Source organism: Flavobacterium sp. N502536, from assembly GCF_025947345.1.
In the GTDB taxonomy this organism is placed as follows: Bacteria; Bacteroidota; Bacteroidia; order Flavobacteriales; family Flavobacteriaceae; genus Flavobacterium.
On the sequence record NZ_CP110011.1, the window covers coordinates 342,898 to 366,647 of the forward strand.

Sequence of the window (23,750 nt, forward strand, 5' to 3'; positions counted from 1 at the left end):
AAAATTGCATTTCCTTATAAAAATCAAAAGCACAATTTAACGATTGTGCTTTTTTTTATCTTTTTATCTATAATTGAGGTTAGTTTGTTTTAAAACAGTAAATTTGCAACCGTCTTTTATAAAAATATACATGAGCGCATCGCATAAAAACTTACATAGTAAGTTGTCTATAGGGGGTTTATTGATAACATTAGGAATTATTTATGGAGATATTGGTACTTCTCCATTATATGTAATGAAAGCCATACTTGGTGATTATGCCATTAATTCTGATATTGTTCTTGGCGGAATTTCATGTGTTTTTTGGACTTTGACTTTACAAACTACGATTAAGTACGTACTTATTACCTTAAGTGCCGACAATCATGGGGAAGGTGGAATTTTTGCCTTATATGCACTGGTCAAAAAAACTAAAATTCAGTGGCTCATTGTGCCCGCCATCATCGGAGGAAGTGCCTTACTCGCCGATGGAATTATAACGCCGCCCATTTCGATTTCTTCTGCTGTAGAAGGAATCAGAGCCTTCTATCCAACCATGCAAACAGAGACCATTGTTTACATCGTTATCGGAATCTTATTCATTCTTTTTACCATACAACAATTTGGAACCAAGCTCGTTGGAAAGTTTTTCGCTCCAATGATGTTAATCTGGTTTGCTATGTTGGGAACACTGGGAACGATTCAAATCCTAAAGCATCCTGAAGTTATTAAAGCGGTAAATCCGTATTATGCTTATCATTTATTATCGATCCATCCTGATGGCTTCTTTGTACTTGGTTTTGTATTTTTATGTACAACGGGTGCCGAAGCATTATACTCTGATATGGGGCACTGCGGAAGAAAAAACATCCGAATCAGCTGGGTATTTGTAAAAACAACTCTGGTATTAAACTATTTTGGACAGGCCGCTTATTTAATTCATCATGAAGGCAGTACGCTGCAACAACTAGGTGGAGAAAACGGAAATCCATTCTATTTAATCATGCCACACTGGTTTCTTCCTTTCGGAATTGTAGTAGCTACTTTGGCTGCAGTAATTGCTTCTCAGGCACTTATCAGTGGATCATTTACTTTGATCAACGAAGCAATGCGTTTGAATTTCTGGCCAAAGGTTAAAATTAAATATCCTACAGAAGTAAAAGGACAATTATACATCCCATCAATCAACTGGTTGTTGTTTTTTGGTTGTGTTGGAATCGTTTTACACTTTCAGAAATCAGGAAATATGGAGCATGCCTACGGTCTTGCGATTATTTTGTGTATGATTATGACCACGATTTTACTGAATTATTATCTAATCATGAAACGTGTAAAATTGTACCTGATGGTGCCGTTAATCACGATTTATTTACTGATTGAATTCAGCTTCCTGATTGCTAACATTACTAAATTTGCCGAAGGTGGTTACGTAACTTTAATCATTGCGATCCTTCTGATCTCGATCATGACCATCTGGTATCTGGCTAAGAAAATTAATAAGAGCTACACCAAAATCATCAAAATTGACGATTATAAGAAGGTGTTAATGGAATTGAGTGAAGACTTATCGATCCCAAAATACGCAACGCACCTGGTGTATATGACCAACGCCAATCGTGTTGATGAATTAGAAGAAAAAGTAATTTATTCAATTTTACAAAAACGCCCGAAAAGAGCTGACATATACTGGTTTGTACACGTAAACATTTTAACAGAACCGTACAAAACACAATACAAGGTTACCGAAATTGCTAAGGACGACATTTACAGAATCGATTTTAACTTAGGATTCAGAGAGCCTACCAAAATCAATTTAATGTTTAGAGAAGTAATTCGTGATATGGTAAAACGTGGCGAAGTAGACATCACCAGCCGTTACGAATCTTTAAACAAGAACAATATTATTGGTGACTTTAAATTTGTATTGTCAGAGAAGTTTTTATCCAATGACAACGATTTAAGATGGCATGAAAACATCATTATGAACTCTTATTTCTTCATTAAAAAACTGAGTTTATCTGAAGAAAGAGCTTTTGGTTTAGACAGTAGTTCAGTAAAAATAGAAAAATTCCCAATGGTGCTTCACGCTCCGGAGAATATTGGACTGACAAGAATTACAAAATAAAGCATTTAAAAACATACTCAGAAAACACTCTTTTAAACTTTATTAGAGTGTTTTTTTTCTTTTAAAAAAGAAGTTAAATAACAATCAAAATTAAAAATTTAACTTTCAATCAATTAATAGTACCTTTGCAACTCAAATAATTAAAATGAGATTACACAGAAATTTAGTTTATACTACCATCGATTCTTTAAACGCAATTTTCAATGAAGGAGAATATGCGGATAAAGTGGTAGCCAGAGCCTTAAAAAAAGACAAACGTTGGGGAAGTTCCGACAGGAAGTTTGTTGCTGAAACGATATACGAAATTGTTCGTTGGAAAAGATTATACGCAGAAATTGCAGAAGTTAAAGAGCCGTTCGACAGAGATAATTTATGGAGAATGTTTGCGGTTTGGGCTGTTTTAAGAGGATACCCTATTCCGGATTGGAGACAATTGGAAGGAACTCCTGAGAGAAAAATAAAAGGTCGTTTTGACGAACTTTCTAAAACCAGAGCTTATAGAGAATCTATTCCGGACTGGATGGATGAATTAGGAGTAAAAGAATTAGGAGAGGCCGTTTGGTCAAAAGAAATTGCAGCTCAAAATCAACCTGCAAAAGTTATCTTAAGAACCAATACACTGAAAGGTACTAAGGAAAACTTGAGAAACACCTTGATGGATTTAAATATCGAAACCGAATATTTAAAAGATCAGCCTGAAGCTTTAGTTTTAAAAGAAAGAGCCAACGTATTCTTAACAGACGCTTTTAAACAAGGTTTATTTGAAGTTCAGGATGCCAACTCACAATTAGTAGCCGGCTTTCTGGATGTAAAACCAGGAATGCGTGTGGTAGATACCTGTGCCGGAGCCGGAGGAAAAACATTACACATTGCTTCGTTGATGGAAAACAAAGGGCAATTGATTGCAATGGATTTGTACGAAAGTAAACTGAAACAATTAAAATTGAGAGCCAAAAGAAATGGCGCTTTTAATATTGAGTACCGTATTATTGACACTACAAAAGTGATCAAAAAGTTGCATGAAAAAGCCGATCGCGTTTTAATTGATGCACCTTGTAGCGGTTTAGGAGTTTTAAAAAGAAACCCTGATGCAAAATGGAAATTACAACCGGAGTTTATCGATAACATTCGTAAAGTTCAGTCTGAAGTTTTAGAAAGCTATTCGAAAATTGTAAAACCAGGTGGAAAATTAGTTTATGCTACTTGCTCTGTTTTACCATCGGAAAATCAGGAACAGGTAGAGAAATTCTTAAAGACCGAAATCGGAAAGCAATTTACATTCATTAAAGATCGTAAAATACTAGCCTCAGAATCTGGATTTGACGGATTCTATATGGCGCTTTTGGAGAGAAAGGTTTAATTACTATAAAAAATTCCAAATTAAAAATTCCAAATTCCAATCGATACAATTGGAATTTGGAATTTCTTTTTTCTATTGTTTACCAAGGATCAATTTGGACACATATCTGGTGAAATCAAACAATATGGTGGGATGTTGCCACAGGTTGGCGGTTGTGTTAACTGCTTGGAACATCGCAATTGGTAGCCATTTAAATAATAAATAAAATCACCGCCTTTAATTTGCTTTAATTCGCTCTTACTCAATTGCTCAACATTTGTTAGATTTAAGATAAATTTCATAATTATTAGGTTTTAAAGTTAATACCTTATAAATATAGCCAATTTTTCTTACTTTCAACAAAGTATTTTTTCTACACCAAACTAGGCTTACGCAACAGTTTTCCATTCTCATTTTCTTTGAACTTCGGGACAAAAACAATCTCCTTTGGTTTTTCATATTTTCCTAATACATCAAAAAAATCGGGAGCAAACTCTTGCTTCTCTCCTTCTATCACCAAAATTAACTTCTCTCCCAAAACGGTATCGGGAACTCCGGTTACAAAAAACCGACTGTTTATTTTTCCTATCAGCTTACTTTCTATTTGCTCCGGAATCAACTTCACCCCTCCACTATTCACAACATTATCTATTCGTCCCAAAAACACAAACTGGTTTTCATTCACCAATTCCACCAAATCATTGGTCACGATAGGCTCGTTAGAAACCGAAGGCAGGTGAATAACCAGACAATCGCGATCGTCTTTACTTATTTTCACATTCGGAAGAATCGAGAACGCCTTTTCTCCCACTCTTTTAGCAGCGATATGCGTGATCGTTTCCGTCATGCCGTAAGTTTCGTAGATCTCCGTTTTCAAGGGCAGTAATTGCGCTTCCAGGGCACTGTCGATTTTAGCACCACCAATGATTAGCTTCTTAACATTCTTTAATCCAGCTATCGAATTCTGAACCTGCAAAGGTACCATGGCAACAAAATCGTATTGTGTTTTATTTAAAGCCAAAGGCGCAGTACTTGGTGATACCACATCAATATCCAAACCTAAAATTAAACTTCGAACCAGCATCATTTTACCGGCTATAAACTGTGTAGGCAAACAAAGCAATGCCTTGTCACCTGGCTTCAGACCGAAAAAATCACCCGTTGCCAAAGCCGACTGAATCATAGCCTGTTTTTCTAAACGTACTAATTTCGGAAGCCCGGTTGTACCCGAAGTTGTCATTTCAATAAAGTCTTTCTTATCGAACCAGTCCAATAAAAACTCACCAATGGCTCTCTCGTACACATCCCCTTCTTTGATGTAACTATACCCTATGCGGCATAAATCCTTTCCATTTAAATGATAACCATTCAACTTAAAATAATTATGGACATTTTTGTGTGTTAGTTTTGACATGACTGTATGTTTTAATTTGAAGATTCTACAACAACTATTTTACCCGTTAATTTTTCTTTCCAATTGTTCCATTTGTATTTTTTGCTAAAAATAAAAAGCAAAATAGGATAAACCACCACTACCGGCAGTATTACATCCCAGCCCGCTGAAGGTTCTGAGATATCTCTAAAAAGCGAATGCGTTTGAAAGACAGACCAATCCGAAGTCACTAACAAAGCTCCCACTAAATTATTTGCCGCATGAAAACCTAACGCCAATTCCATCCCCTCATCCATCAAGGTAATTACACCCAGAAACAAACCGGTTCCGATATAATACACCATCACTATATAGCCCATCTTTTCGACTTCGGGATTAAGAATGTGCATCGAACCAAATATCAGCGAAGTCATCAGGAGCGGAAACCACTTGTTTTGAGCCAGATTAGCAAAGCCCTGCATGAGATATCCTCTAAAAACATATTCCTCGGTAGAGGTTTGTATGGGTATTAACAGCGTAGCTAAAACCACTAAAATTAAAAAAGGAACGAGTTTAAAATTCCAGACAAACTTCTCGGGAGCATTCAGATAAAGTGCCAGAAAACTCAAAACAGAGAACAAAGCCCATAGTGAAAAAGAAAAGCTTATCCGTTTCCAATCTACCTTTGCTCTCGAGGTCGTAACAGACAAAAACGTCTGGCGGTGCAAATACTTTACTACGTAGTACACTCCGGCAAACGCAAAAACAAAAGAAATCATCACCAAAAATAAAGTCAGATTAAGTTCAAACATACGCATTACTGCACCATTATCAACAGGAAAAGGCTCCCCGGACATATAACTTTTACAAAACACGGCAACAGAAAAAGGAATTTGACCAATAAATGACGCTATAATGATAAAAAACGATCCTAAAAGATACAACCAGAACTTATTATGGGGTTTAATTCCTTGTTCTAAAAACATATTTACAAAAATTTAAAAAATGAGAATTCGATTCAGTAACTAAATCTTATTTTTGGAACTGCTAAAATACCTATTTTTAGTTTAATTATCTTACAGCAATTTAAATATATCAAAATGATACAAATTTATCATAACCCACGTTGTGGAAAATCAAGAACCTGTCTGGCTTTTATTGAAGGAACAAAGCAGGAATATCAGATCATTCCTTATCTGACCGAAACTCCGGACTTTAATGAATTAAAAAAACTACTCGAAAAACTAAATCTTCAGCCCCTGCAATTGGTCAGAACTAAAGAAAAAGTATGGATTGAAAATTACAAAGGAAAGACGCTGACCGACGACCAAATTATAGCCGCTATGGTGGAGCATCCTATTTTAATCGAGCGCCCGATTGTTGTAAAAGACGGCAAAGCAATCATTGGAAGAGATCCGGATTTGGTAGCTTCTTTTTTAGATCAATTATAAAGAACCATATTAACATATTTTTGTGATTTTTCTCTTTAAACCAAAAGCTACATTTGCCGTCTAAAGAGTAATTGAAACCAAAAATCACAATGAAGAAAATCAAATTTGCTGTATTACTTGTATCCTTTCTTACAAGTTTCTACAACTATGCACAACAGGCGCCACCTGCTAAAAACAAGGTAAAAGTTACCGGAAAGTTTTCGAAAAAATAAGTAAACAGCCTCTTGAGTATGCTACCATTTCGTTCACTGCACCAAATGACACCAAAGTTATAGCTGGTGGAATCACCAATCCAAAAGGGGAATTTGACGTGGCTGTAGCATCGGGGACTTACGATATAAAAGTTGAATTTATTTCGTTCAAATCCTCTTTAATCAAAGGAAAAACGATTTCCGAAGACACTTCTTTAGGTATTGTTAATCTATCGGAAGATGCTGCACAATTAAGTGAAGTTGTCGTTCGTGCCGAAAAATCAAGCGTTGAAATAAAACTGGACAAAAAGGTTTACAACGTTGGACAGGACATGATGGTAAAAGGCGGAACTGTAAGTGACGTTTTAGACAATGTACCTTCAGTTTCTGTAGACACCGAAGGAAATGTAAGCTTACGAGGCAGTGACAATATCCGAATTTTAATTGACGGAAGACCTTCAAATGCTATCAATGTAGCCGAAGCTTTGCGTCAGCTTCCAGCCGATGCTATTGACAAAGTAGAAGTAATCACCAACCCATCGGCACGTTATGATGCAGAGGGAGGATCGGGAATCATCAATATTATACTAAAAAAAGGAAAAAACCAGGGCTTTAACGGAACTTTTATCGCCTCAACCGGACTTCCTGAAACTTACGGTTTAAGTGCCAACTTAAATTATAAAACTGAAAAATTCAATTATTTTACGACAGCGGGTTACAACTACAGAACCAATGAAGGTCGAGGATTAACCAATACTTCCTATTATAATGCTGATGGATCTCCAAAAGGTTATTTAGACGAAGACCGCGACACTAAAAGAATTAGAAACGGCTTTAACGCAAGAGCTGGAATGGAATGGACAGTAGCGCCAAACACCTTCTGGACCAATGCCATTAATTATCAAAAAAACTCAGGCGAGGACAAAGATTATATCAACTACAATAACTTTGATGCCGCTCGTGCTTTTACAGGAACAACTTCTCGTTTAAACAATGCCGATACCGGAAGCGAAAACGTAGAATTTACTTCGAACTTAATCAAAAATTTCAACGATAAAGGACACAAACTTACCGCCGATTTATCGATTTCAAGAAATACAGATGACAGCGACGGTATGATTACAGCATTACCGACCTCTAATACTACGCTAAACGATCAGGTACAAAAACAAGTACAACTTCAGGCAGATTACGTTCTTCCATTAGGAAAAGGAAGTCAGTTTGAGGCAGGATACAAAGGAAACTTTGGAGACTTAAATAACGAATACAACGTTACCAACCTCATCAATGGAAACTATGTTATAGATCCAAAAAAATCAAACACTTTAGAATACAAAGAAAACATCAATGCCGTTTACGCGCAATATGGTCTGAAAGTTAATAAATTCTCTTATTTGTTTGGTTTGCGTTGGGAAGACACTAATATTCAGGTAAACCTATTAGACAACAGTATTTTTAACACAAAAAAATACAACAACTTGTTTCCAAGTGCTTTTGTTAGCTATGAAATTTCAGATCAGAGTAATTTTACCGCCAGCTACAGCAAACGTGTATCAAGACCTAGAGGACGTTTCATGAATCCGGCTCTTAATTACGCCAGTAACATTAATATTTTCCAGGGAAATCCGGATCTGGATCCATCCTTAACGGATAAATTTGATGTAGGTTATATCAAAAGATGGGAAAAAGTAACCTTTAGCACTTCTGCCTATTTCGAAAACACAAAAGATGTTTTCAGCTTTGTCAGAACTCCAAATGGAGACAATGTAGACGGAATTCCTGTTATTCTAAGCCGTCCTATTAACTTAGGAAAAGAGCAAAAATATGGTTTCGAATTCACCTTCAACTACAGTCCGTATAAATGGTGGAGACTAAACAGTAACTTCAACCTTTACAATGTAAAAACAACCGGAGAAAACACTTATGTAGATACGGAAGGCAAAACCATTGTGCAAAACCTTAACAATCAAGCCAACACCTGGTTTGCGAGAATCAGCTCAAAAGTTACGTTACCCTACAAAATTGACTGGCAGTTAAGCGGTACCTTCAATGGTGAGCAAAAAACAGCACAAGGTAAAATCTTAGACCAATTTGGTATGAACACCGCTTTCAGTAAAGATGTATTAAAAGACAAAGCGACAATTGCCTTTAATATCAGTGATATTTTTAACTCCAGAGTCATGAGATCGTACACCTACCTTCAAAATGATACCACTCTTGAAAGTCAAAAATCTTACAGCGAAATGCAGTTCCGTAGACGTCAATTCAATCTGTCGTTTACCTACCGTTTCAACAAACCGAAAAGCGACAGAGAAAAACCGGGAGCACCTAAAAATGATGGTGACGGCGGTGGAGAATTCCCTGGATAACACTATAGGTTAAAATCCAAACTAAAAAATCCAAATTCCAATTTTGTAAAACTTAATTGGAATTTGGATTTTTTTTTGGAATTTGGAATTTGGGTTTTGAAATTTGAAACTTCACTTTATCGCATAAAAAAAAGGACTCGTAAAAACGGGTCCTTTTTTATGAAATCAACTTAAAATTAAATTGATTGTTCTTGTTTCTTCTTTGCTCTTTTCTCTTTGAACATTTCCCAGCTAGCACCCGTAACCCAATAAGATACGAAACCTACTAAGAAAAACATCAACCAAAACCCTATAGTTAGTATGGTCAAGAAAAGTAAAAAACCTAAGTACTGTGAAAATTCAAACATGTTTTCCGGAATTTTTGAATGTAATGACAAATGTAAGCCTTATATTTTTCCTTAGCAATAAAATCCAAATCAATTTTCGGGAAATAACATTTATGCTTATATTTATACTCATTTTAAATAAGCTTTTTTTCTTATGGATAACCGCCATTTTACTGAACAATCTCAAGCACAAGAACATGGGAGTTTTCAGGAGCTAATTCCTGCTGTCCGCTATATCTTTTGTACCGAACCCCGGCACAAAAGGATGCCGCTACCATCAGGGCTAGTTCATTCATTTTCATAAGAAATTTCAGTTTTCAACAAACATTTCACATTTCACAAGCAACATTTCACATTTTACAAATAACTTTTTACATACCACATAATGAAATACAGAATAGAAAAAGACACGATGGGCGAAGTGCAGGTCCCAGCCGACAAATATTGGGGAGCACAAACAGAACGTTCAAGAAACAACTTTAAAATTGGAGCAGCTGGGTCTATGCCGCAGGAAATTATTGAAGGTTTTGCTTATCTAAAAAAAGCAGCCGCTTACGCCAATGCCGACTTAGGCGTTTTACCTTTCGAAAAAAGAGATGCCATAGCAGCCGTTTGCGACGAGATTTTAGCAGGACAATTAAAGGACGAATTCCCTCTTGTCATCTGGCAAACCGGTTCAGGAACACAAAGCAACATGAATGTCAACGAAGTAATAGCCAATCGCGCACAAGTTTTAAAAGGATTCAATATTGGAGAAGGCGAACCGTTTATTAAAGCCAATGACGACGTAAACAAATCACAATCTTCCAACGACACCTTCCCTACAGCCATGCACATTGCAGCTTACAAAATGGTGATTGAAACCACCATTCCGGGAGTCGAAAAACTTCATGCTACATTAACGGCAAAAGCAACCGAATTTAAGGATGTGGTAAAAATTGGCCGTACCCACCTTATGGATGCCACCCCATTAACACTTGGACAGGAAATTTCAGGATATGCCGCTCAATTGTCTTTCGGATTAAAAGCCCTTAAAAACACGCTCGCCCATTTATCCGAAATTGCTTTGGGAGGAACCGCGGTAGGTACCGGATTAAACACTCCAAAAGGATACGATGTAAAAGTAGCCGAGTATATTGCAAAATTTACCAATCATCCTTTTGTTACGGCCGAAAACAAATTCGAAGCCCTGGCAGCACACGATGCTATTGTAGAAACTCACGGTGCCTTAAAACAACTGGCCGTTTCCCTAAACAAAATCGCAAACGATGTGAGAATGTTAGCCTCAGGACCTCGTTCGGGAATTGGTGAAATTCATATTCCGGAAAATGAACCCGGGTCATCTATCATGCCTGGAAAAGTAAACCCAACCCAGTGTGAGGCGTTGACAATGGTTTGTGCACAAGTAATTGGAAACGACATGGCAATTGCAGTTGGCGGAATGCAGGGGCATTATGAACTGAATGTCTTCAAACCGGTTATGGCCGCAAACTTCCTGCAATCCGCACGATTATTAGGAGACGCCTGCATCTCGTTTGACGAACATTGCGCACAAGGCATCGAACCAAACTACAAACGCATTAAAGAATTGGTCAACAACTCATTGATGCTGGTTACCGCCTTAAACACAAAAATTGGCTACTATAAAGCTGCCGAAATTGCACAAACAGCCCACAAAAACGGAACTACTCTTAAAGACGAAGCAGTTCGTTTAGGCTACGTAAGCCCGGAAGACTTTGACGCCTGGGTGAAGCCGGAGGAGATGGTTTAATTTTTTTGTTTCAAGTTTCAGGTTTCAGGTTAAAACTTGAAACAAATAAAAAGGAGAAAATTTAAAATTTTCTCCTTTTTATATAACATCAAACTTGAAACCTGAAACAAAGTTTCTATTTTCCGTCTACATAATCCTGCAGGTAACTAAACCTTTCTGTTAGTTTCCCTTTCTCCGTTATTTTAGCGCGTTTTAAAATTCCATCTTTGTCTCCGTTGAAGAAAGCCGGAATAACATGCTCCATAAATTGCTCTCCAAAACCTTCACTGGCGTCTTTTGGAATTTCGCATGGCAAATTATCAACAGCCATCACAACGACAGCTGCCGGATGAAATACATCTACTTCTTTATCTTCCAAAGGAAAATAACCGTACAAAGGCTCTGCAATAGTCGAAGATCGCACCGTACACGCAATTGGACCATTAACATCGCAGGAAATATCGGCAACTACTTTTAGCTTACAATCGCTTGCATTCAACATTTCACGCGTCAGAATCATTGGAGCTCCTGTTGCATAAAAATGACCTGCGAAATAAATATCCGTCACCTTAGTAAACTTTTCAAAATCAGAAACATAAGCTTCCGGATGCGCTACGAAATCTTTAAAATCAACTACCTCACCGTCAATACGTTTGTTATATTCCAAAACATCCAACTGCACGTAAACGGCCTGCGCATACTTCTTCGTCAGATAATTATCAACTGTAATTTCTTTTATTTTTATAGCATCTAAAATTTCTTTGGCACCGCTTCCCACTTTTCCTGTTCCGGTAATAACAAATTTTAAAGACGGCATCGTAATACGCTTCAACTGTTTAATCAAAGCCTCTTTTCCGTCAAGTGTCTCTGCTTTTGGCAATTTAAACAACTCGAACTTTATTCCAAAAGCGCGAATTCCGTTGTAAACTCCCACCATTCCAGCGTACCTGCCAAAACCTATTAAACGACGGTTATGAGCATCTACAATAGTTTCATGGTCATATAAATCAATATTTTTCTCTAAAATAGCCTGCAACAATTTTCTATTATAAGGCTGTTTTTTAATCGTATGCGAAAAAAAGAAATAGGCTTTATTAGGAATCAAATTCTCAACCGGAACCTCTTTTACACCAAATAACACATCACAATTTGAAACATCTTCGGTAACTGTGATTCCCATACTCTTGTACTGTACGTCCGAAAAAATCCTGATATCAGAACTCTCTACCTCCACTACAGCTTCATGATAAAGCTGTTTAAGTCTTGTAAGTTCATTAGGAGCAAAAACAACTCTGCGGTCCGGCGGGTTTTTTCTTTCTTTTATGATTCCAAATTTCATTTAAACGGGTTTAAAATAATTATTAATATAACTTTTTACATCTTATTTGTTTCAAATATAACAAATTTAGTTAAAGTTTTCATGAAGAATTACAATTTAGAATATTTAAAAACCGTTAAAAGCTGACAAACAATCAATTAATTAAACAAAACCTTAATTTTTTGTTAAATAACAGTTTTGGAGTATCTCAAAACGGCAAAACATAACTATTGAATTCTATATATTTGTTTTTAAAGAATGATGAAAATGAGCTTCCTTAAAAAAACAAAGATACCACAAATACTTCTTCTAGTATTAGTTTTAAGTTCTTGTGGAAAAGATAAAAAAACAACCGCAGATACTGCTTCAACGATAGAAGATACTTTACCCAAAATGAAACCGTTAGGCCCGGAAAAAAGAATTTCACAAGCCTATATAAATTCAGTAACCGGAAGAATAAATCACTTTTACAACAAAAACTGGCCCAACAATAGTATGAACGGGAGTTTTTTGGTGGCCAGAAACGGTCAGATTATTTTTGAACGTTACAATGGTTTTGCGAATAAAAACGAAGGCACTAAAATAACTGCAGAAACTCCTGTTCAAATTGCTTCTGTGAGTAAAGTTTTAACTGCTACTGCTGTTTTAAAACTTGTAAATGCAGGTAAAATCGATTTAGATCAAAAAGTAAATACGATTCTAAAAACCTTTCCGTACGAAGAATGCACCATAAGAATGTTGCTTGACCATCGTACCGGAATGCGCAATTATGCTTATTTCACAGACCGGGACAAATCAGTATGGGACAGGCACAATCAGCTTACCAATAAAGATATCCTGGATATTCTGGCTACCAAAAATATTGGTTTAGAATCTCGAACCGGAACACGTTTTAGCTATTGTAATACCAACTATGCGATGCTCGCTTTAATTATTGAAAAAATTACGGGCTTAACGTATAAAGAAGCCATGTCTCAAATGATTTTCAAACCTCTGGGAATGAAACACACTTATGTTTTTGACGATGACAAGGACAGAAAAAAAATTGTTCCTTCTTATAAAGGTAATGGTGTAGAAATTGGTTTTGATTATCTGGATAATGTTTATGGGGATAAAAATATATTTTCAACCGTGCGAGATCTTTTAAAGTTTGACCGCGCCAGAAATTCACCTGACTTTTTAAAACCGGCATTACTTAAACAAGTTTATACCGGCTACAGTAATGAGCGTAAGGGAACCAAAAATTATGGTTTAGGCATCCGAATGATCAATTGGGAAACCGGGCAAAATTTTTATTTTCACAACGGTTGGTGGCACGGCAATACCTCATCGTACATTACTTTGATGAAAGAGCATGTTACGATTATCGCGTTGTCGAACAAAATGACTCGAAATACCTATGCCGTTCGTAAACTGGCGCCAATTTTTGGTGATTATCCGTTTAATTTCAAGGATGAAGAATAATGTTATTTTTCTGAAAGATTTATTACAAAACTAACTTCAAATAGTATAAATTTGCAAACTCATTTTTGGGGTCGACTGGTTTTGACAGCAAGTCGAATTGAAAAGTAAGCACGTCGAGCATTGAGACCTTGCTCGTAAATATAAGATCTTACAATTTTACACGGCGAAAATAACTACGCTTTAGCTGCATAATCCGAATTATAGTACGATTGCGCCACGTTCCTACCAGGTAGGAAAGCTGGATTCTCCTTGAAAGCCTTGGTTTGTGGCGGTCAGTACAGGGGAACCGTAAAAATAAACCTAGATTTCCATGAGCTTCGGGTGGAGATTGAAATTAAGAAGATAAGTGTTGAGTGGTTGTTCCTGACCTGGCTTAACATCGAAAATCCAATCAGGGAATAAACGTGTAGAAAGCTCTTTAGTTGCTTGTTTGGACCCGGGTTCGATTCCCGGCGACTCCACAAAAAAGGGAAGATATTTAAACATATCTTCCCTTTTTTATGCTGGTTTGTTTATAGTGAATAAGATCCAAACAAACTGTAACGACTTAAAGATGTTTTATAACATAGTCGATAATATCTTTAATTATTTCGTCTACTGCATTTTCTTCAGGGTTAAATGTAGTTCCGTCAAAATATCGGGCATCAGTACCATTTCCGGTAGGAGAACGATGATGTACATCAATAGAATCTCTCCAAAAATTAGCATGATTTTTCCATTCCTCCTTATTTACCAAGGCTGGTTCTGTGAACCAAAGATTCCACGACAAAGTATTTCCCGCCTGGAGCATATTCCCTGAACCAAGGTTAAAAGCTTTCATTATTAATTCATTAAAACCATCAACTACTTTATCTTTGGTTAACTTAATATCCCCAATCTCAACGGCAAGATAGGCCGTAGCAAAAGCCTGATCAGCATGTAATGCAAACGAAGGATTATCAAATTGAGGGTTTAATCCGTGTATCACTTTAAAAATCGGCTGATCGGGATTATTCTGTTCATGCGTAGTAACTCTTATCGCGTTCTCTTTATTCAATGGGAATTTTGGAAAACTATATTCCAATAGAGGCCAAATTTCTTTTATCTTATCCCCTTGCTGCTCGTTTGGTGTCAACCAAATTTTACCCTCAACTGTCATGTCTATCGCGACTTCTTTTGTCACTTCATTAACCCAGCCTCTTTGACCGGTTACAGTAACCTCCACATTAATACAAATTTCATCTTTAAGCCAGACCCCTTGTTGTGGACAGATAACAGAATATACTCTTCCTTCATCCGTATAACCAGCTCTCGAAATATAAGGTGCAAATTGCTGATAACATCTCTTCGGGTCAAAACTTCCTTTTTGTGTTTCCCAACTAAACTCAGGCCACCTTACACCAAGCTGGCGTTGTAAAAAACTAATATTATCCATATTACTCAACATCGGTAAAGAGGAAAGATCTCTGGTTGGGTATAACATAGGTGAACCCGCTGGTGGAAATCCACCAACCCATCCGATTGGAATGGGTGTATTTTCATTGTTTTGCATGATTTTTCTACTGTTTTGGTTTGAGTAATAAATCTAAACCAAAATAAAATCTTACATCCACGTAGAATTACCTGTTTTTTTAATGCTCTATTTTAAGATTGTAAAAGATGATAAGATTGAGATAAACTATTTAATTGTAGCCTCAGCGGATCCACAAAAAAAGTTGGTAAATTCAATGTTTATAGGCTTTTCGTGGGTAACATCTTAAAGTTAACGTAAATCAAAGACTTTAAACATCTTTTGGTATTTCGAGTTGTTTAATAAAATAAACAGGTTTAATACCAGTCTTTTTATAAAAAGCGGTTGAAAACGATTCCGCATTATTAAAACCAAACTCGACAGCCAGCGCCTGAATGGTGTACTTCTGTAATTTTGAATCTTCTTTTAATGACTGTAAAGCATACTCAATTCTTAAATCATTAATATACTGTACAAATGTTTTTTCTTTATAAGTATTGACCACCTTAGAAACATATTTACTATTGGTTTCAAAAGTACTTGACAGTGACTGAACCGTAACGCCTGAGAATAAGTACCCTTTCGTTTTTTCAAAGTGAGTTAACTTCTCTAATATCTGTACAACTAACTCTTCGTTAATACCAATATTTTCGATCCCGGATTTAACACTTCTGACTTGTATTTCATTATTTATTGATTTGTGTATTCCTTTTTCAAACTGAGATGGCTGTCTCTTTTTGATTCGATACTGATAAAACCCAAAAAATACGGCAATAATTACGACTAAAAGCAATACCCCAATACTCCAATGCAATTCGGTTTTATCATTTATAGTTGATTCTGTCAAGTTTTCTTTTTCTAAAATCAAATAGAGAGTATTGTATTCTTTTTGAAATTTTTTATTTCCCTCATTATTCCAAAAAGACACCTTAAATTCTTTGTAAGACAGCTTTACCGGGCCTCTCCCTGAATTTTGTGCATATAAAAGGACAGTAGAGAGTAATAAAAATTTGAGAATATAGTGCTTACAACGAATCATACATGTTTAATTTCCTACAAAAATAAAGCAACTTTGTAGAATTTGAAGTATAAATCCTTAAAAAACACAGAGCTTTAAAAAGAATTCAATTAATTGATAATCAATAAATTGCATATGTATTTATTTCAAATTCAGGAATTAGGTGTCGATATTCCTGAATTTCGATATCCAACATTTGCGAGTAATATGTTCTTTGCTTAGCTTTGAAATAATTAAAGTAAGATAATTTTTACATATTTATATTCATAGAAAAATTAACTAACTTTTTAAATGTAATTGGCCATTACAATACACTGATTCAAAATTTGAGGAATCAAAAAAACTGAGGATTGCGGAAAAAAATAAACCGCATAAATATTAATCAATTTAAAACATAAAATTATGGATTTAGAAAATTTAAACTTGGTAGAGCTTAATGCTCAGGAAGTACAAGAAACAGAAGGTGGATTTTTCTTATTGCTTCAAAATCCCATTGTGATTGCATTCGCTATAGGAATGTATAACCAATATCAAAGTCATAACCACTAATTTAAAAAGCTATGTTAATAGAAATTAAAGAAGTACAAGAATTAACTTTTGAAGAGAAAGAAAATATCGAAGGTGGTATCTTCGGAACTGTTTTGGCTTGTTGTGCTCTAGTTGGAGCGGCTTATAAGGCAGGCCAAGCCGCTGGTGATCTACTATGGTATGCCACACATTAAAAGTTAACACTCGTTTGTTATTTCAACTTAAACGAAACGAAATGATATAAACAATGATATTATATCAAAACAGAACTAATCTATAATAAATCAACCAAGCACACGGGATTTCCCGTGTGTTTAAAATAATCAAAATGAAAAAGAAAACATCCATTATTGAAGCTGTTTTTTTAGGCTCAAAATATAAAAAAATTTTGACCATTGTCTATGCGAGTATAATACTTATTGCAATGTCATATTTTATAGGAGAAGCTATTGGTGACACTTTATACTATGCTACACATTAAATTGACAAAGGCTAAAAAGTAAAATGTGATATGATATCGATTTTAAAAATTGATTCGTATATTTTGTATCTGTATAATTTTTTTTAAAGAATTATTGAAGACTGCTGTTCAAAATTGTCTCTTTATTGAACTCAATAACATATGATCACAAAACTAAAAAAAATCATTCAACATCTTCAACAATGGCAACTTGTATTAGTTGTAATTCTTTTAAACCTTTTAAATAGTTATACTTTTAATGTTCTTGCAGAGTTCTTTGGTAGTAATTTAAACAAAGGGTTTAATGAAAATTACACGATTAATGAGAAAATAGTTTTATTTATTATTGTAGCCCCGCTTATTGAGACTTGTTTATTCCAATATAAGGTTATTGAAATTTGCAAAAGCCAAAAAATGGCACTCAAGTATTGTTGTTTAGTATCAGCTTTGATTTTTGCTTCGATGCATCTTTATAATGTTTTTTATTTTTTATTTGCTTTTGTTGCTGGTATGTTGTTAGCTTGTTTGTATGTAACAGGCAGAAGCGTGAAAAATTCAGTCTTAATCACATTAATTGCACACACGATTTATAACAGTATTGTCTTTATCATGAAAATTTACTTCCCTTAAATTTGTTAGTGTAAAAATTGTAACTGTAACTATAGGACACCCAATAAAACAGATTTTTACAGTAAAATAAAAACGTCATGGAAAATAAATTTAAAAACATTGACAGAAAACAACTTAAAAATAATATTAAGAACATTTTACTTTTCATTTTTCTCTTATTTGTTTTCTCAAACTGGAATAGCATTGAAGAATTTTTTAAACATTTTTTTAAATAGAAAGAAAAATGAACTTCAGTTCGGACCCAATAAACACTCTTGAAAATCTTATCTCCAAAAACAAAACAAAGAGTTTTTCGATTTATTTTATTATCCTCTTATTTATTATCGCTTTTGTAGTGCTCTTGCCCATTATTAAAGTGGATATCAGCAGTCAGAGTCGTGGCATTATTCGCAGTAAAACGGATAATGTTCCGATTTCAACTATTGTAAGTGGAAAAGTGAACTGGATTGGCTTGAAAAATAATGCGTTTGTTAAAAAAGGAGATACACTTATCAAAATTTCTAAGGAAAATCTGGAGAGTGATCGAAAAACTCAGAATACCTTATCAGAATCGGTTTCAGCATTGCTAAAAGATGTTTCCAATCTGTTACAAAATAAAACCAGTCATTTATCGACAACTGCAGCTCGAGAAGACGTCTTGAAGTTTCAGTTTGGAAAAAGTGAACTACAAAGCAAAATTTCACAGGCACAAATAAATCATGATCGCAATAAAATTCTGTATGACAAAGAGATTATTGCTAAGGCCGATTTTGAAAAACTCGAATACGAATTACGTTTATCCAAACAAGCCTTACAGAGTTTTATAAGTCAGCAAAAATTGGTTTGGGAAAATCAAAAGAGAGATCTCGAAGATCGTTTAAAAAACCTTAACGGAACGGTTGCCAAAATAAAGGCAGAGTCTAATAATTATGTTGTTTTAGCCCCTGTTTCCGGTACAATAGAAAGTTATTCCGGTATTCAGAGAGGTTCTTTTTTAAATGCTTCACAAGCTATTGCTACAATTTCACCGACAGATCATCTTATCGTTGAATCTAATGTTTCTCCAAATGACATTGGCCTAATTAAGAAAAATCAAGTTGTAAAATTTCAGTTAGATGCCTTCAACTATAACCAATGGGGTATACTGGAAGGAAAGGTAATCGATATTGACCGCAATATAACCCTACAGGGCGAACAGGCTTTTTTTAAAGTACGCTGTGCTTTAGATTCCCGAACGCTACGTTTACAATCAGGTTATACAACCACTGTTTCAAAAGGAATGACCTTAACTACAAGATACTTAATAACCCGCAGAAGCTTATTCGATTTGTTATTTGACAAAATAGACGATTGGTTAAACCCGAAACAAATATCAGATCCTAAATAAAAATGGCTTCAATAAAAATAAAACAACATGATGTTAAAGATTGTGGTGCTGCTTGTCTGGCTTCTATCGGAAATCATTTTAAAGTTAATCTGCCTACAGCCAGAATACGCCAGTTTGCCAATACCGATAAACGTGGTACAAATGTTCTGGGTATTATTGAAGGTGCAGAAAAAATGGGCTTTACCGCCAAAGGAGTAAAAGGAGGTTTAGATGCATTAGATAAAATTCCGCTTCCGGCAATTGCCCATATTGTTATCAAAGAACAGTTGCAACACTATGTGGTAATTTACAAAGTAGAAAAATCTAAAATTACGGTCATGGATCCGGGTCTTGGAAAAATGGTAATCTATAGCCCTGAAGAGTTTCAGAAAACATGGACCGGAGTATTGATTCTCTTTGCACCAAATGATGATTTTAAAACACGAAATGAAAAAACTGCCCCTCTAAAGCGATTTTGGAATTTAATTCAGCCACACAAAACCATTTTAATTCAGGCTTTGGTTGGTGCCCTATTGTTTACTGTTTTAGGATTGGCAATGTCTGTTTACATACAAAAGATCACCGACTATGTTTTGGTAGATGGCAATCGAAGACTTCTTAATTTACTAAGCTTTTCTATGATCGCTATTATTTTGCTTCAGGCTTATATAAGTTCCCAGAAAAGCATTTTTGTGATGAAAACCGGGCAATTAATCGATGCAAAATTAATTCTGGGGTATTACAAACATTTATTGCATTTGCCGCAGCGCTTTTTTGACACTATGCAGATAGGCGAAATTATTTCACGAATCAATGATGCTGTAAAAATACGTTCGTTTATAAATGAAGTTGCGATCGAAATGATTTTGAATATTTTTATTGTTATTTTCTCGTTTGCATTAATGTTTACCTATTATTGGAAACTTGCTTTGGTTATTCTTCTTGTAATTCCATTTTATGTCATAATATATTTTGTCTTAAATAAATTTAATAAAAAAGTAGAGCGAAATATCATGGAAAATGCGGCCGAACTGCAAACTCAATTGGTCGAAAGTATTACACATATCAGAACGGTAAAAGAATTTGGAATAGAAGAATTTTCAAATTTAAAAACAGAAAATAAATTTGTAAAACTATTGTTTAGCACTTATAAATCAGGTTTAAATGGGGTATTTGCAGGTACTTCTACACAGTTTTTAGCTTCTGGATTTACAATAATTTTAATGTGGTTTGGATCCGGGTATGTAATCGACAGAGCCATTACTCCGGGAGAACTGTTTTCCTTTTATGCTTTGATTGGTTACTTTACTTCACCGGTTGCTTCTTTAATAAGTATGAATAAAACGGCTCAAAATGCCTTAATTGCTGCAGACAGGCTTTTTGAAATTATGGATTTGGAGAGAGAACAAACAGAAAATAAAATTGAATTAAAGAAAGAAAATTTAGGCGATATAAAGTTCGAAAATGTCTCTTTTAGATATGGATCACGTCTCGAAGTTTTTAAGAACTTCAATGCCATATTCAAAAAGAACGAAACAACAGCGATCGTAGGAGAAAGTGGCAGCGGAAAAACAACTTTAATTTCATTGCTGCAAAATTTATATCCAATTAAAGAAGGTAAAATCTACATTGGAGAATATGATACGAACTTCCTTCACTACCAAAGTTTAAGAAATATAGTAGGAGTAATTCCCCAACAACTCAATTTGTTTTCGGGTACTATTATTGAAAATATTGCTTTGGGTGATCCGTTTCCCAATATTCAAAAAATTTTAGACTTATCCAAACAATTAGGAATTATTGAATTTGCAGAGAAACTACCTAATGGTTTTGATACCCAAATAGGTGAAAATGGGGCCCTGTTATCAGGAGGTCAGAAACAACGAATTGCAATTGCAAGAGCACTATATAAAAACCCTGAAATCTTATTAATGGATGAAGCGACATCTTCATTGGATACAAGCTCTGAAATGATTGTTAAACAAACCATAGACAACTTCAAAAAACAAGGCAAAACCATTATTATCATAGCCCATAGACTAAGTACCATTGCCAATGCTGACAAGATTATGGTTATGCAAAACGGAGAAATTGTAGAATCGGGCAATCATCATTTTTTACTGGAAAAAAAAGACAAATACTTTGACTTATGGAAAAAGCAGAGTTTAGTTTGAATCACCGTTTTTTGTAGTAGTCCTAAGTATGAGATGTAACTATTTAACTCATTCAAAATTTAATACAATTCTAAAATAAAAGCTAACCACAGCTGCCACAGAAATTAAAAAAGCCCTTCAAAGTGGAATACACTCCATAGAAAGGCTTTTTGTTTATAGAAACTAATTCAACTATAATTCGGTAATTTCAAGGACAACGCTTGTTTCAACTTTAGAAGAGGAAACTCGTAATCCAACATTCATTAAATAATCTCCTGTAAAAGATTCTCCGGATTCCTCGAGAGATTTCTTCGCTTCGGGCATTAGATTGATTTCTTCTACTTTGTAGGTTTTATTTGGATCTAAGCCCTGAAGGCGAACGGCATTGTACTGCGGATCGTAAAGCGGATGAAGGGTATACGAAAACAATACAGCCTTGCTTTTTGACTCGTTCACATACATTAATACAGCGCGGCTTTCCTCATAAGGAGAAATGATGCGGTACAGGTCACCATGCCAAATTACCGGGCTCAGTCGTTTGTAGTTAGCCACTGCATCCTGACAGTATTTCAATTCTTTTTCTTTAAGTTCTTTCACATTAATATCAAAGCCCAGCTTGCCCATCATCGCCACATCGGTTTTGAATTTAATCGATTGATTTCCCCATGATGTTACGTGATTACAAATCGAGAAGGCCGGAAAAAACTGTGAATAACCCCATTGTATAAATACTCTATTGAAAGGATCGGTATTGTCACTTGCCCAAAACTCTGTAAAATACTTCAGCAATCCATAATCCGTTCTTCCACCACCCCCGGCGCAAAGCATCATTGGTAAATTGGGGTATTTCGTTTTAATTCGGTCCAAAACTTTATACAAGCCCTGAGTGTATTCAATAAACAAATGCGACTGCTGGTTTTTTAAGTAAGTGGAATAGGCATTGGTCATCATTCGATTGCAATCCCATTTAAAAAAAGCTACTCCTGAATTGGTCTGCATAATATCGTCTACCGTCTTGAACACGAAGTCCTGTACTTGCGGATTGCATAAATCTAAAACCAACTGAGTACGGTAATAACTTTCAGCTCTGTTAGGCAATTTCAGTACCCAATCCGGATGTTTTTCATACAATTCACTCTTTGGATTAACCATTTCGGGCTCTATCCAGATTCCGAATTTAACTCCTGTTTTTTCTGCTTCCTGCATTAGGAAACCTATACCATTTGGCAATTTTGTTTTGGTAGCCTGCCAGTCTCCAAGACCAGATTTGTCACCACTTCTCGGATATTTATTTCCAAACCAGCCATCATCCAGCAGGAACATGTCAACCCCTAACGTTTTAGAATCGGCAAACATGTCTGTCAATTTCTTTTCATCAAAGTTGAAAAAAGTCGTTTCCCAGTTGTTCAATAAGGTCAAACGAGATTTTTCACCATCTTTAACTCCGTATTTTTTGGCCCATGAATGCAGGTTTCTACTGGCCTGTCCTTTTCCTTTATTTGAAAAAGTATATATAAAAGAAGGTGTTGTAAATACTTTTCCAGGCTGAAGATTGTATTCGGAAGCAAATGGATTAATTCCTGAACTGATTCGCAGTGAATTTTTATTGTCCAACTCAAAAGCAAACTTAAAATTCCCGGACCAGGCAATCGTCCCCGCTACAAGCTCTCCTGAATTTTCATTGGCTTTAGCATTAAGTGATAAGAAAAAAACCGGTGTCTGGTACATATTCGTGCGAACTCCTAATTTCGAATCAATCACTTTCGTACCACTCGTTAATTCACTTTCCTGCATGCGAACTTCTTTGGCCCAGTCTCCGTGAAATTGAGTTAACCAGTACTTATCGGCGTCAAAATGCAGCATTGATGATGCATAATTGTATAACATAACCGGCTTCTTTTCGTGGTGCACAATTTCCGTCCACTGCTCAATTGTATTTTCATTGTAAAATGCTTTATAATGCAGCGCAACTTCTACCGGATATGCAGGATCCTTAAGTTTTATGATTGTTTCGGCAGTATTGGCATCTATTTTTTGTGTACTGTGGCTTACATAATTTAATTCCAAAGAGGGGTTTCCGTCATTATGCGTCATTCTAATAGCCGGTTCAAACAAATTTTCTGTTCCGTAGGTTGGATAGGCCTGGTGTCTCAAATTAACCAGGGGATTTCCGTCGTTTATAACAAATGTCTTGGTACTCTCTTTCGAAACTGCCGTATATCCTGAATTATCTTTGAGTTTCGTTCCTAAATAGGACTGATAAAGCAAGCCATTTTTTCCCACTTTTAAGATCAAAGCAGTGTTTTGAGTTTCGATCTGGATTTGTCCATCCTGCGCATTAGCTTTACAAAACAGGAATGTAAAAGCGAATAGAAATAGTATTTTTTTCATAAAATTGGTTTGGTAATAATAAGTGGTTCTTTCTTATTTATGGTTTGCAAAA

The 23,750-nt window shown here is 35.4% G+C and carries 18 protein-coding genes, 1 other RNA gene and 1 pseudogene; 13 read left to right on the forward strand and 7 right to left on the reverse strand.

All coding sequences use genetic code 11. From position 1 onward, the window contains the following. Positions 1-130: 130 nt before the first annotated feature. The gene (locus tag OLM61_RS01505; protein WP_264524770.1) at positions 131-2,104 is read left to right on the forward strand and encodes a KUP/HAK/KT family potassium transporter; all 1,974 of its coding nucleotides are present in this window, start codon (positions 131-133) and stop codon (positions 2,102-2,104) included. 145 nt (positions 2,105-2,249) lie between these two features. Beyond that, complete coding sequence (locus OLM61_RS01510; RefSeq protein ID WP_264524771.1) at positions 2,250-3,464, forward strand: RsmB/NOP family class I SAM-dependent RNA methyltransferase; 1,215 nt, start codon at positions 2,250-2,252, stop codon at positions 3,462-3,464. A gap of 352 nt (positions 3,465-3,816) precedes the next feature. Here OLM61_RS01510 and OLM61_RS01515 read toward each other — a convergent pair whose 3' ends face one another. Both OLM61_RS01515 and OLM61_RS01520 read right to left on the reverse strand, forming a co-directional pair. Then, on the reverse strand, positions 3,817-4,857 hold the full coding sequence (locus tag OLM61_RS01515) for an AMP-binding protein (RefSeq protein ID WP_264524772.1): 1,041 nt from the start codon (positions 4,855-4,857) through the stop codon (positions 3,817-3,819). An 11-nt stretch (positions 4,858-4,868) separates the two neighbouring features. Continuing rightward, entirely contained in the window at positions 4,869-5,801 is a 933-nt protein-coding gene (locus OLM61_RS01520) for a CPBP family intramembrane glutamic endopeptidase (RefSeq protein WP_264524773.1), read from the reverse strand. A 114-nt stretch (positions 5,802-5,915) separates the two neighbouring features. Between OLM61_RS01520 and arsC the strand changes: the two genes are divergently transcribed. Both arsC and OLM61_RS01530 read left to right on the forward strand, forming a co-directional pair. Beyond that, positions 5,916-6,266, forward strand: a complete 351-nt coding sequence (gene arsC, locus OLM61_RS01525) for an arsenate reductase (glutaredoxin) (protein ID WP_264524774.1) — start codon at positions 5,916-5,918, stop codon at positions 6,264-6,266. Between the two features lie 89 nt (positions 6,267-6,355). Further along, positions 6,356-8,826 (forward strand): annotated as a pseudogene (locus OLM61_RS01530) (TonB-dependent receptor domain-containing protein). A 496-nt stretch (positions 8,827-9,322) separates the two neighbouring features. Here the strand turns inward: OLM61_RS01530 and OLM61_RS01535 are convergent. Further along, positions 9,323-9,448, reverse strand: coding sequence for a hypothetical protein (locus tag OLM61_RS01535; protein ID WP_264524775.1), 126 nt, complete (start codon positions 9,446-9,448; stop codon positions 9,323-9,325). An 89-nt stretch (positions 9,449-9,537) separates the two neighbouring features. On the opposite strand from OLM61_RS01535, the gene fumC reads away from it, so the two are divergent. Continuing rightward, positions 9,538-10,923, forward strand: a complete 1,386-nt coding sequence (gene fumC, locus OLM61_RS01540; RefSeq protein WP_264524776.1) for a class II fumarate hydratase — start codon at positions 9,538-9,540, stop codon at positions 10,921-10,923. A gap of 115 nt (positions 10,924-11,038) precedes the next feature. Here the strand turns inward: fumC and OLM61_RS01545 are convergent, their stop codons facing one another. After that, positions 11,039-12,241, reverse strand: coding sequence for an NAD(P)-dependent oxidoreductase (locus OLM61_RS01545; protein ID WP_264524777.1), 1,203 nt, complete (start codon positions 12,239-12,241; stop codon positions 11,039-11,041). Positions 12,242-12,481: 240 nt separating this feature from the next. Here OLM61_RS01545 and OLM61_RS01550 point away from each other — a divergent pair, with 240 nt between their 5' ends. Together OLM61_RS01550 and ssrA are read left to right on the forward strand one after the other, a co-directional pair. Further along, on the forward strand, positions 12,482-13,684 hold the full coding sequence (locus OLM61_RS01550; protein ID WP_264526346.1) for a serine hydrolase domain-containing protein: 1,203 nt from the start codon (positions 12,482-12,484) through the stop codon (positions 13,682-13,684). A gap of 67 nt (positions 13,685-13,751) precedes the next feature. After that, positions 13,752-14,148: a transfer-messenger RNA gene (gene ssrA, locus OLM61_RS01555) on the forward strand. An 83-nt stretch (positions 14,149-14,231) separates the two neighbouring features. Here ssrA and OLM61_RS01560 read toward each other — a convergent pair. Further along, positions 14,232-15,215, reverse strand: coding sequence for a hypothetical protein (locus tag OLM61_RS01560; RefSeq protein WP_264524778.1), 984 nt, complete (start codon positions 15,213-15,215; stop codon positions 14,232-14,234). Between the two features lie 229 nt (positions 15,216-15,444). Beyond that, positions 15,445-16,020, reverse strand: a complete 576-nt coding sequence (locus OLM61_RS01565; RefSeq protein ID WP_264524779.1) for a helix-turn-helix domain-containing protein — start codon at positions 16,018-16,020, stop codon at positions 15,445-15,447. A 573-nt stretch (positions 16,021-16,593) separates the two neighbouring features. Between OLM61_RS01565 and OLM61_RS01570 the strand changes: the two genes are divergently transcribed. The 6 genes from OLM61_RS01570 (at position 16,594) to OLM61_RS01595 (ending at position 21,328) form a co-directional block, all read left to right on the forward strand. After that, positions 16,594-16,740 carry a class IIb bacteriocin, lactobin A/cerein 7B family gene (locus tag OLM61_RS01570; RefSeq protein WP_264524780.1) on the forward strand — a complete coding sequence of 49 codons (147 nt, stop codon included), beginning with the start codon at positions 16,594-16,596 and terminating at the stop codon, positions 16,738-16,740. A gap of 11 nt (positions 16,741-16,751) precedes the next feature. After that, positions 16,752-16,913, forward strand: a complete 162-nt coding sequence (locus OLM61_RS01575) for a class IIb bacteriocin, lactobin A/cerein 7B family (RefSeq protein WP_264524781.1) — start codon at positions 16,752-16,754, stop codon at positions 16,911-16,913. A gap of 134 nt (positions 16,914-17,047) precedes the next feature. Continuing rightward, positions 17,048-17,200, forward strand: a complete 153-nt coding sequence (locus OLM61_RS01580) for a hypothetical protein (RefSeq protein ID WP_264524782.1) — start codon at positions 17,048-17,050, stop codon at positions 17,198-17,200. A gap of 141 nt (positions 17,201-17,341) precedes the next feature. Further along, entirely contained in the window at positions 17,342-17,809 is a 468-nt protein-coding gene (locus OLM61_RS01585; protein WP_264524783.1) for a CPBP family intramembrane glutamic endopeptidase, read from the forward strand. A gap of 223 nt (positions 17,810-18,032) precedes the next feature. Then, a complete protein-coding gene (locus OLM61_RS01590; RefSeq protein ID WP_264524784.1) occupies positions 18,033-19,175 on the forward strand; it encodes an HlyD family secretion protein in 1,143 nt (380 codons plus the stop codon). A 2-nt stretch (positions 19,176-19,177) separates the two neighbouring features. Next, a complete protein-coding gene (locus OLM61_RS01595; protein WP_264524785.1) occupies positions 19,178-21,328 on the forward strand; it encodes a peptidase domain-containing ABC transporter in 2,151 nt (716 codons plus the stop codon). Positions 21,329-21,499: 171 nt separating this feature from the next. Here the strand turns inward: OLM61_RS01595 and OLM61_RS01600 are convergent, their stop codons facing one another. Beyond that, positions 21,500-23,698, reverse strand: coding sequence for an alpha-galactosidase (locus tag OLM61_RS01600; RefSeq protein ID WP_264524786.1), 2,199 nt, complete (start codon positions 23,696-23,698; stop codon positions 21,500-21,502). Positions 23,699-23,750: the final 52 nt, after the last annotated feature.

Coding starts and splice junctions, on each gene's coding strand:
- OLM61_RS01505 (WP_264524770.1), top strand. CDS start 131: ATGAGCGCATCGCATAAAAACTTACATAGTAAGTTGTCTATAGGGGGT.
- OLM61_RS01510 (WP_264524771.1), top strand. CDS start 2,250: ATGAGATTACACAGAAATTTAGTTTATACTACCATCGATTCTTTAAAC.
- OLM61_RS01515 (WP_264524772.1), bottom strand. CDS start 4,857: ATGTCAAAACTAACACACAAAAATGTCCATAATTATTTTAAGTTGAAT.
- OLM61_RS01520 (WP_264524773.1), bottom strand. CDS start 5,801: ATGTTTTTAGAACAAGGAATTAAACCCCATAATAAGTTCTGGTTGTAT.
- arsC (WP_264524774.1), top strand. CDS start 5,916: ATGATACAAATTTATCATAACCCACGTTGTGGAAAATCAAGAACCTGT.
- OLM61_RS01535 (WP_264524775.1), bottom strand. CDS start 9,448: ATGAATGAACTAGCCCTGATGGTAGCGGCATCCTTTTGTGCCGGGGTT.
- fumC (WP_264524776.1), top strand. CDS start 9,538: ATGAAATACAGAATAGAAAAAGACACGATGGGCGAAGTGCAGGTCCCA.
- OLM61_RS01545 (WP_264524777.1), bottom strand. CDS start 12,241: ATGAAATTTGGAATCATAAAAGAAAGAAAAAACCCGCCGGACCGCAGA.
- OLM61_RS01550 (WP_264526346.1), top strand. CDS start 12,482: ATGAAAATGAGCTTCCTTAAAAAAACAAAGATACCACAAATACTTCTT.
- OLM61_RS01560 (WP_264524778.1), bottom strand. CDS start 15,215: ATGCAAAACAATGAAAATACACCCATTCCAATCGGATGGGTTGGTGGA.
- OLM61_RS01570 (WP_264524780.1), top strand. CDS start 16,594: ATGGATTTAGAAAATTTAAACTTGGTAGAGCTTAATGCTCAGGAAGTA.
- OLM61_RS01575 (WP_264524781.1), top strand. CDS start 16,752: ATGTTAATAGAAATTAAAGAAGTACAAGAATTAACTTTTGAAGAGAAA.
- OLM61_RS01580 (WP_264524782.1), top strand. CDS start 17,048: ATGAAAAAGAAAACATCCATTATTGAAGCTGTTTTTTTAGGCTCAAAA.
- OLM61_RS01585 (WP_264524783.1), top strand. CDS start 17,342: ATGATCACAAAACTAAAAAAAATCATTCAACATCTTCAACAATGGCAA.
- OLM61_RS01590 (WP_264524784.1), top strand. CDS start 18,033: ATGAACTTCAGTTCGGACCCAATAAACACTCTTGAAAATCTTATCTCC.
- OLM61_RS01595 (WP_264524785.1), top strand. CDS start 19,178: ATGGCTTCAATAAAAATAAAACAACATGATGTTAAAGATTGTGGTGCT.
- OLM61_RS01600 (WP_264524786.1), bottom strand. CDS start 23,698: ATGAAAAAAATACTATTTCTATTCGCTTTTACATTCCTGTTTTGTAAA.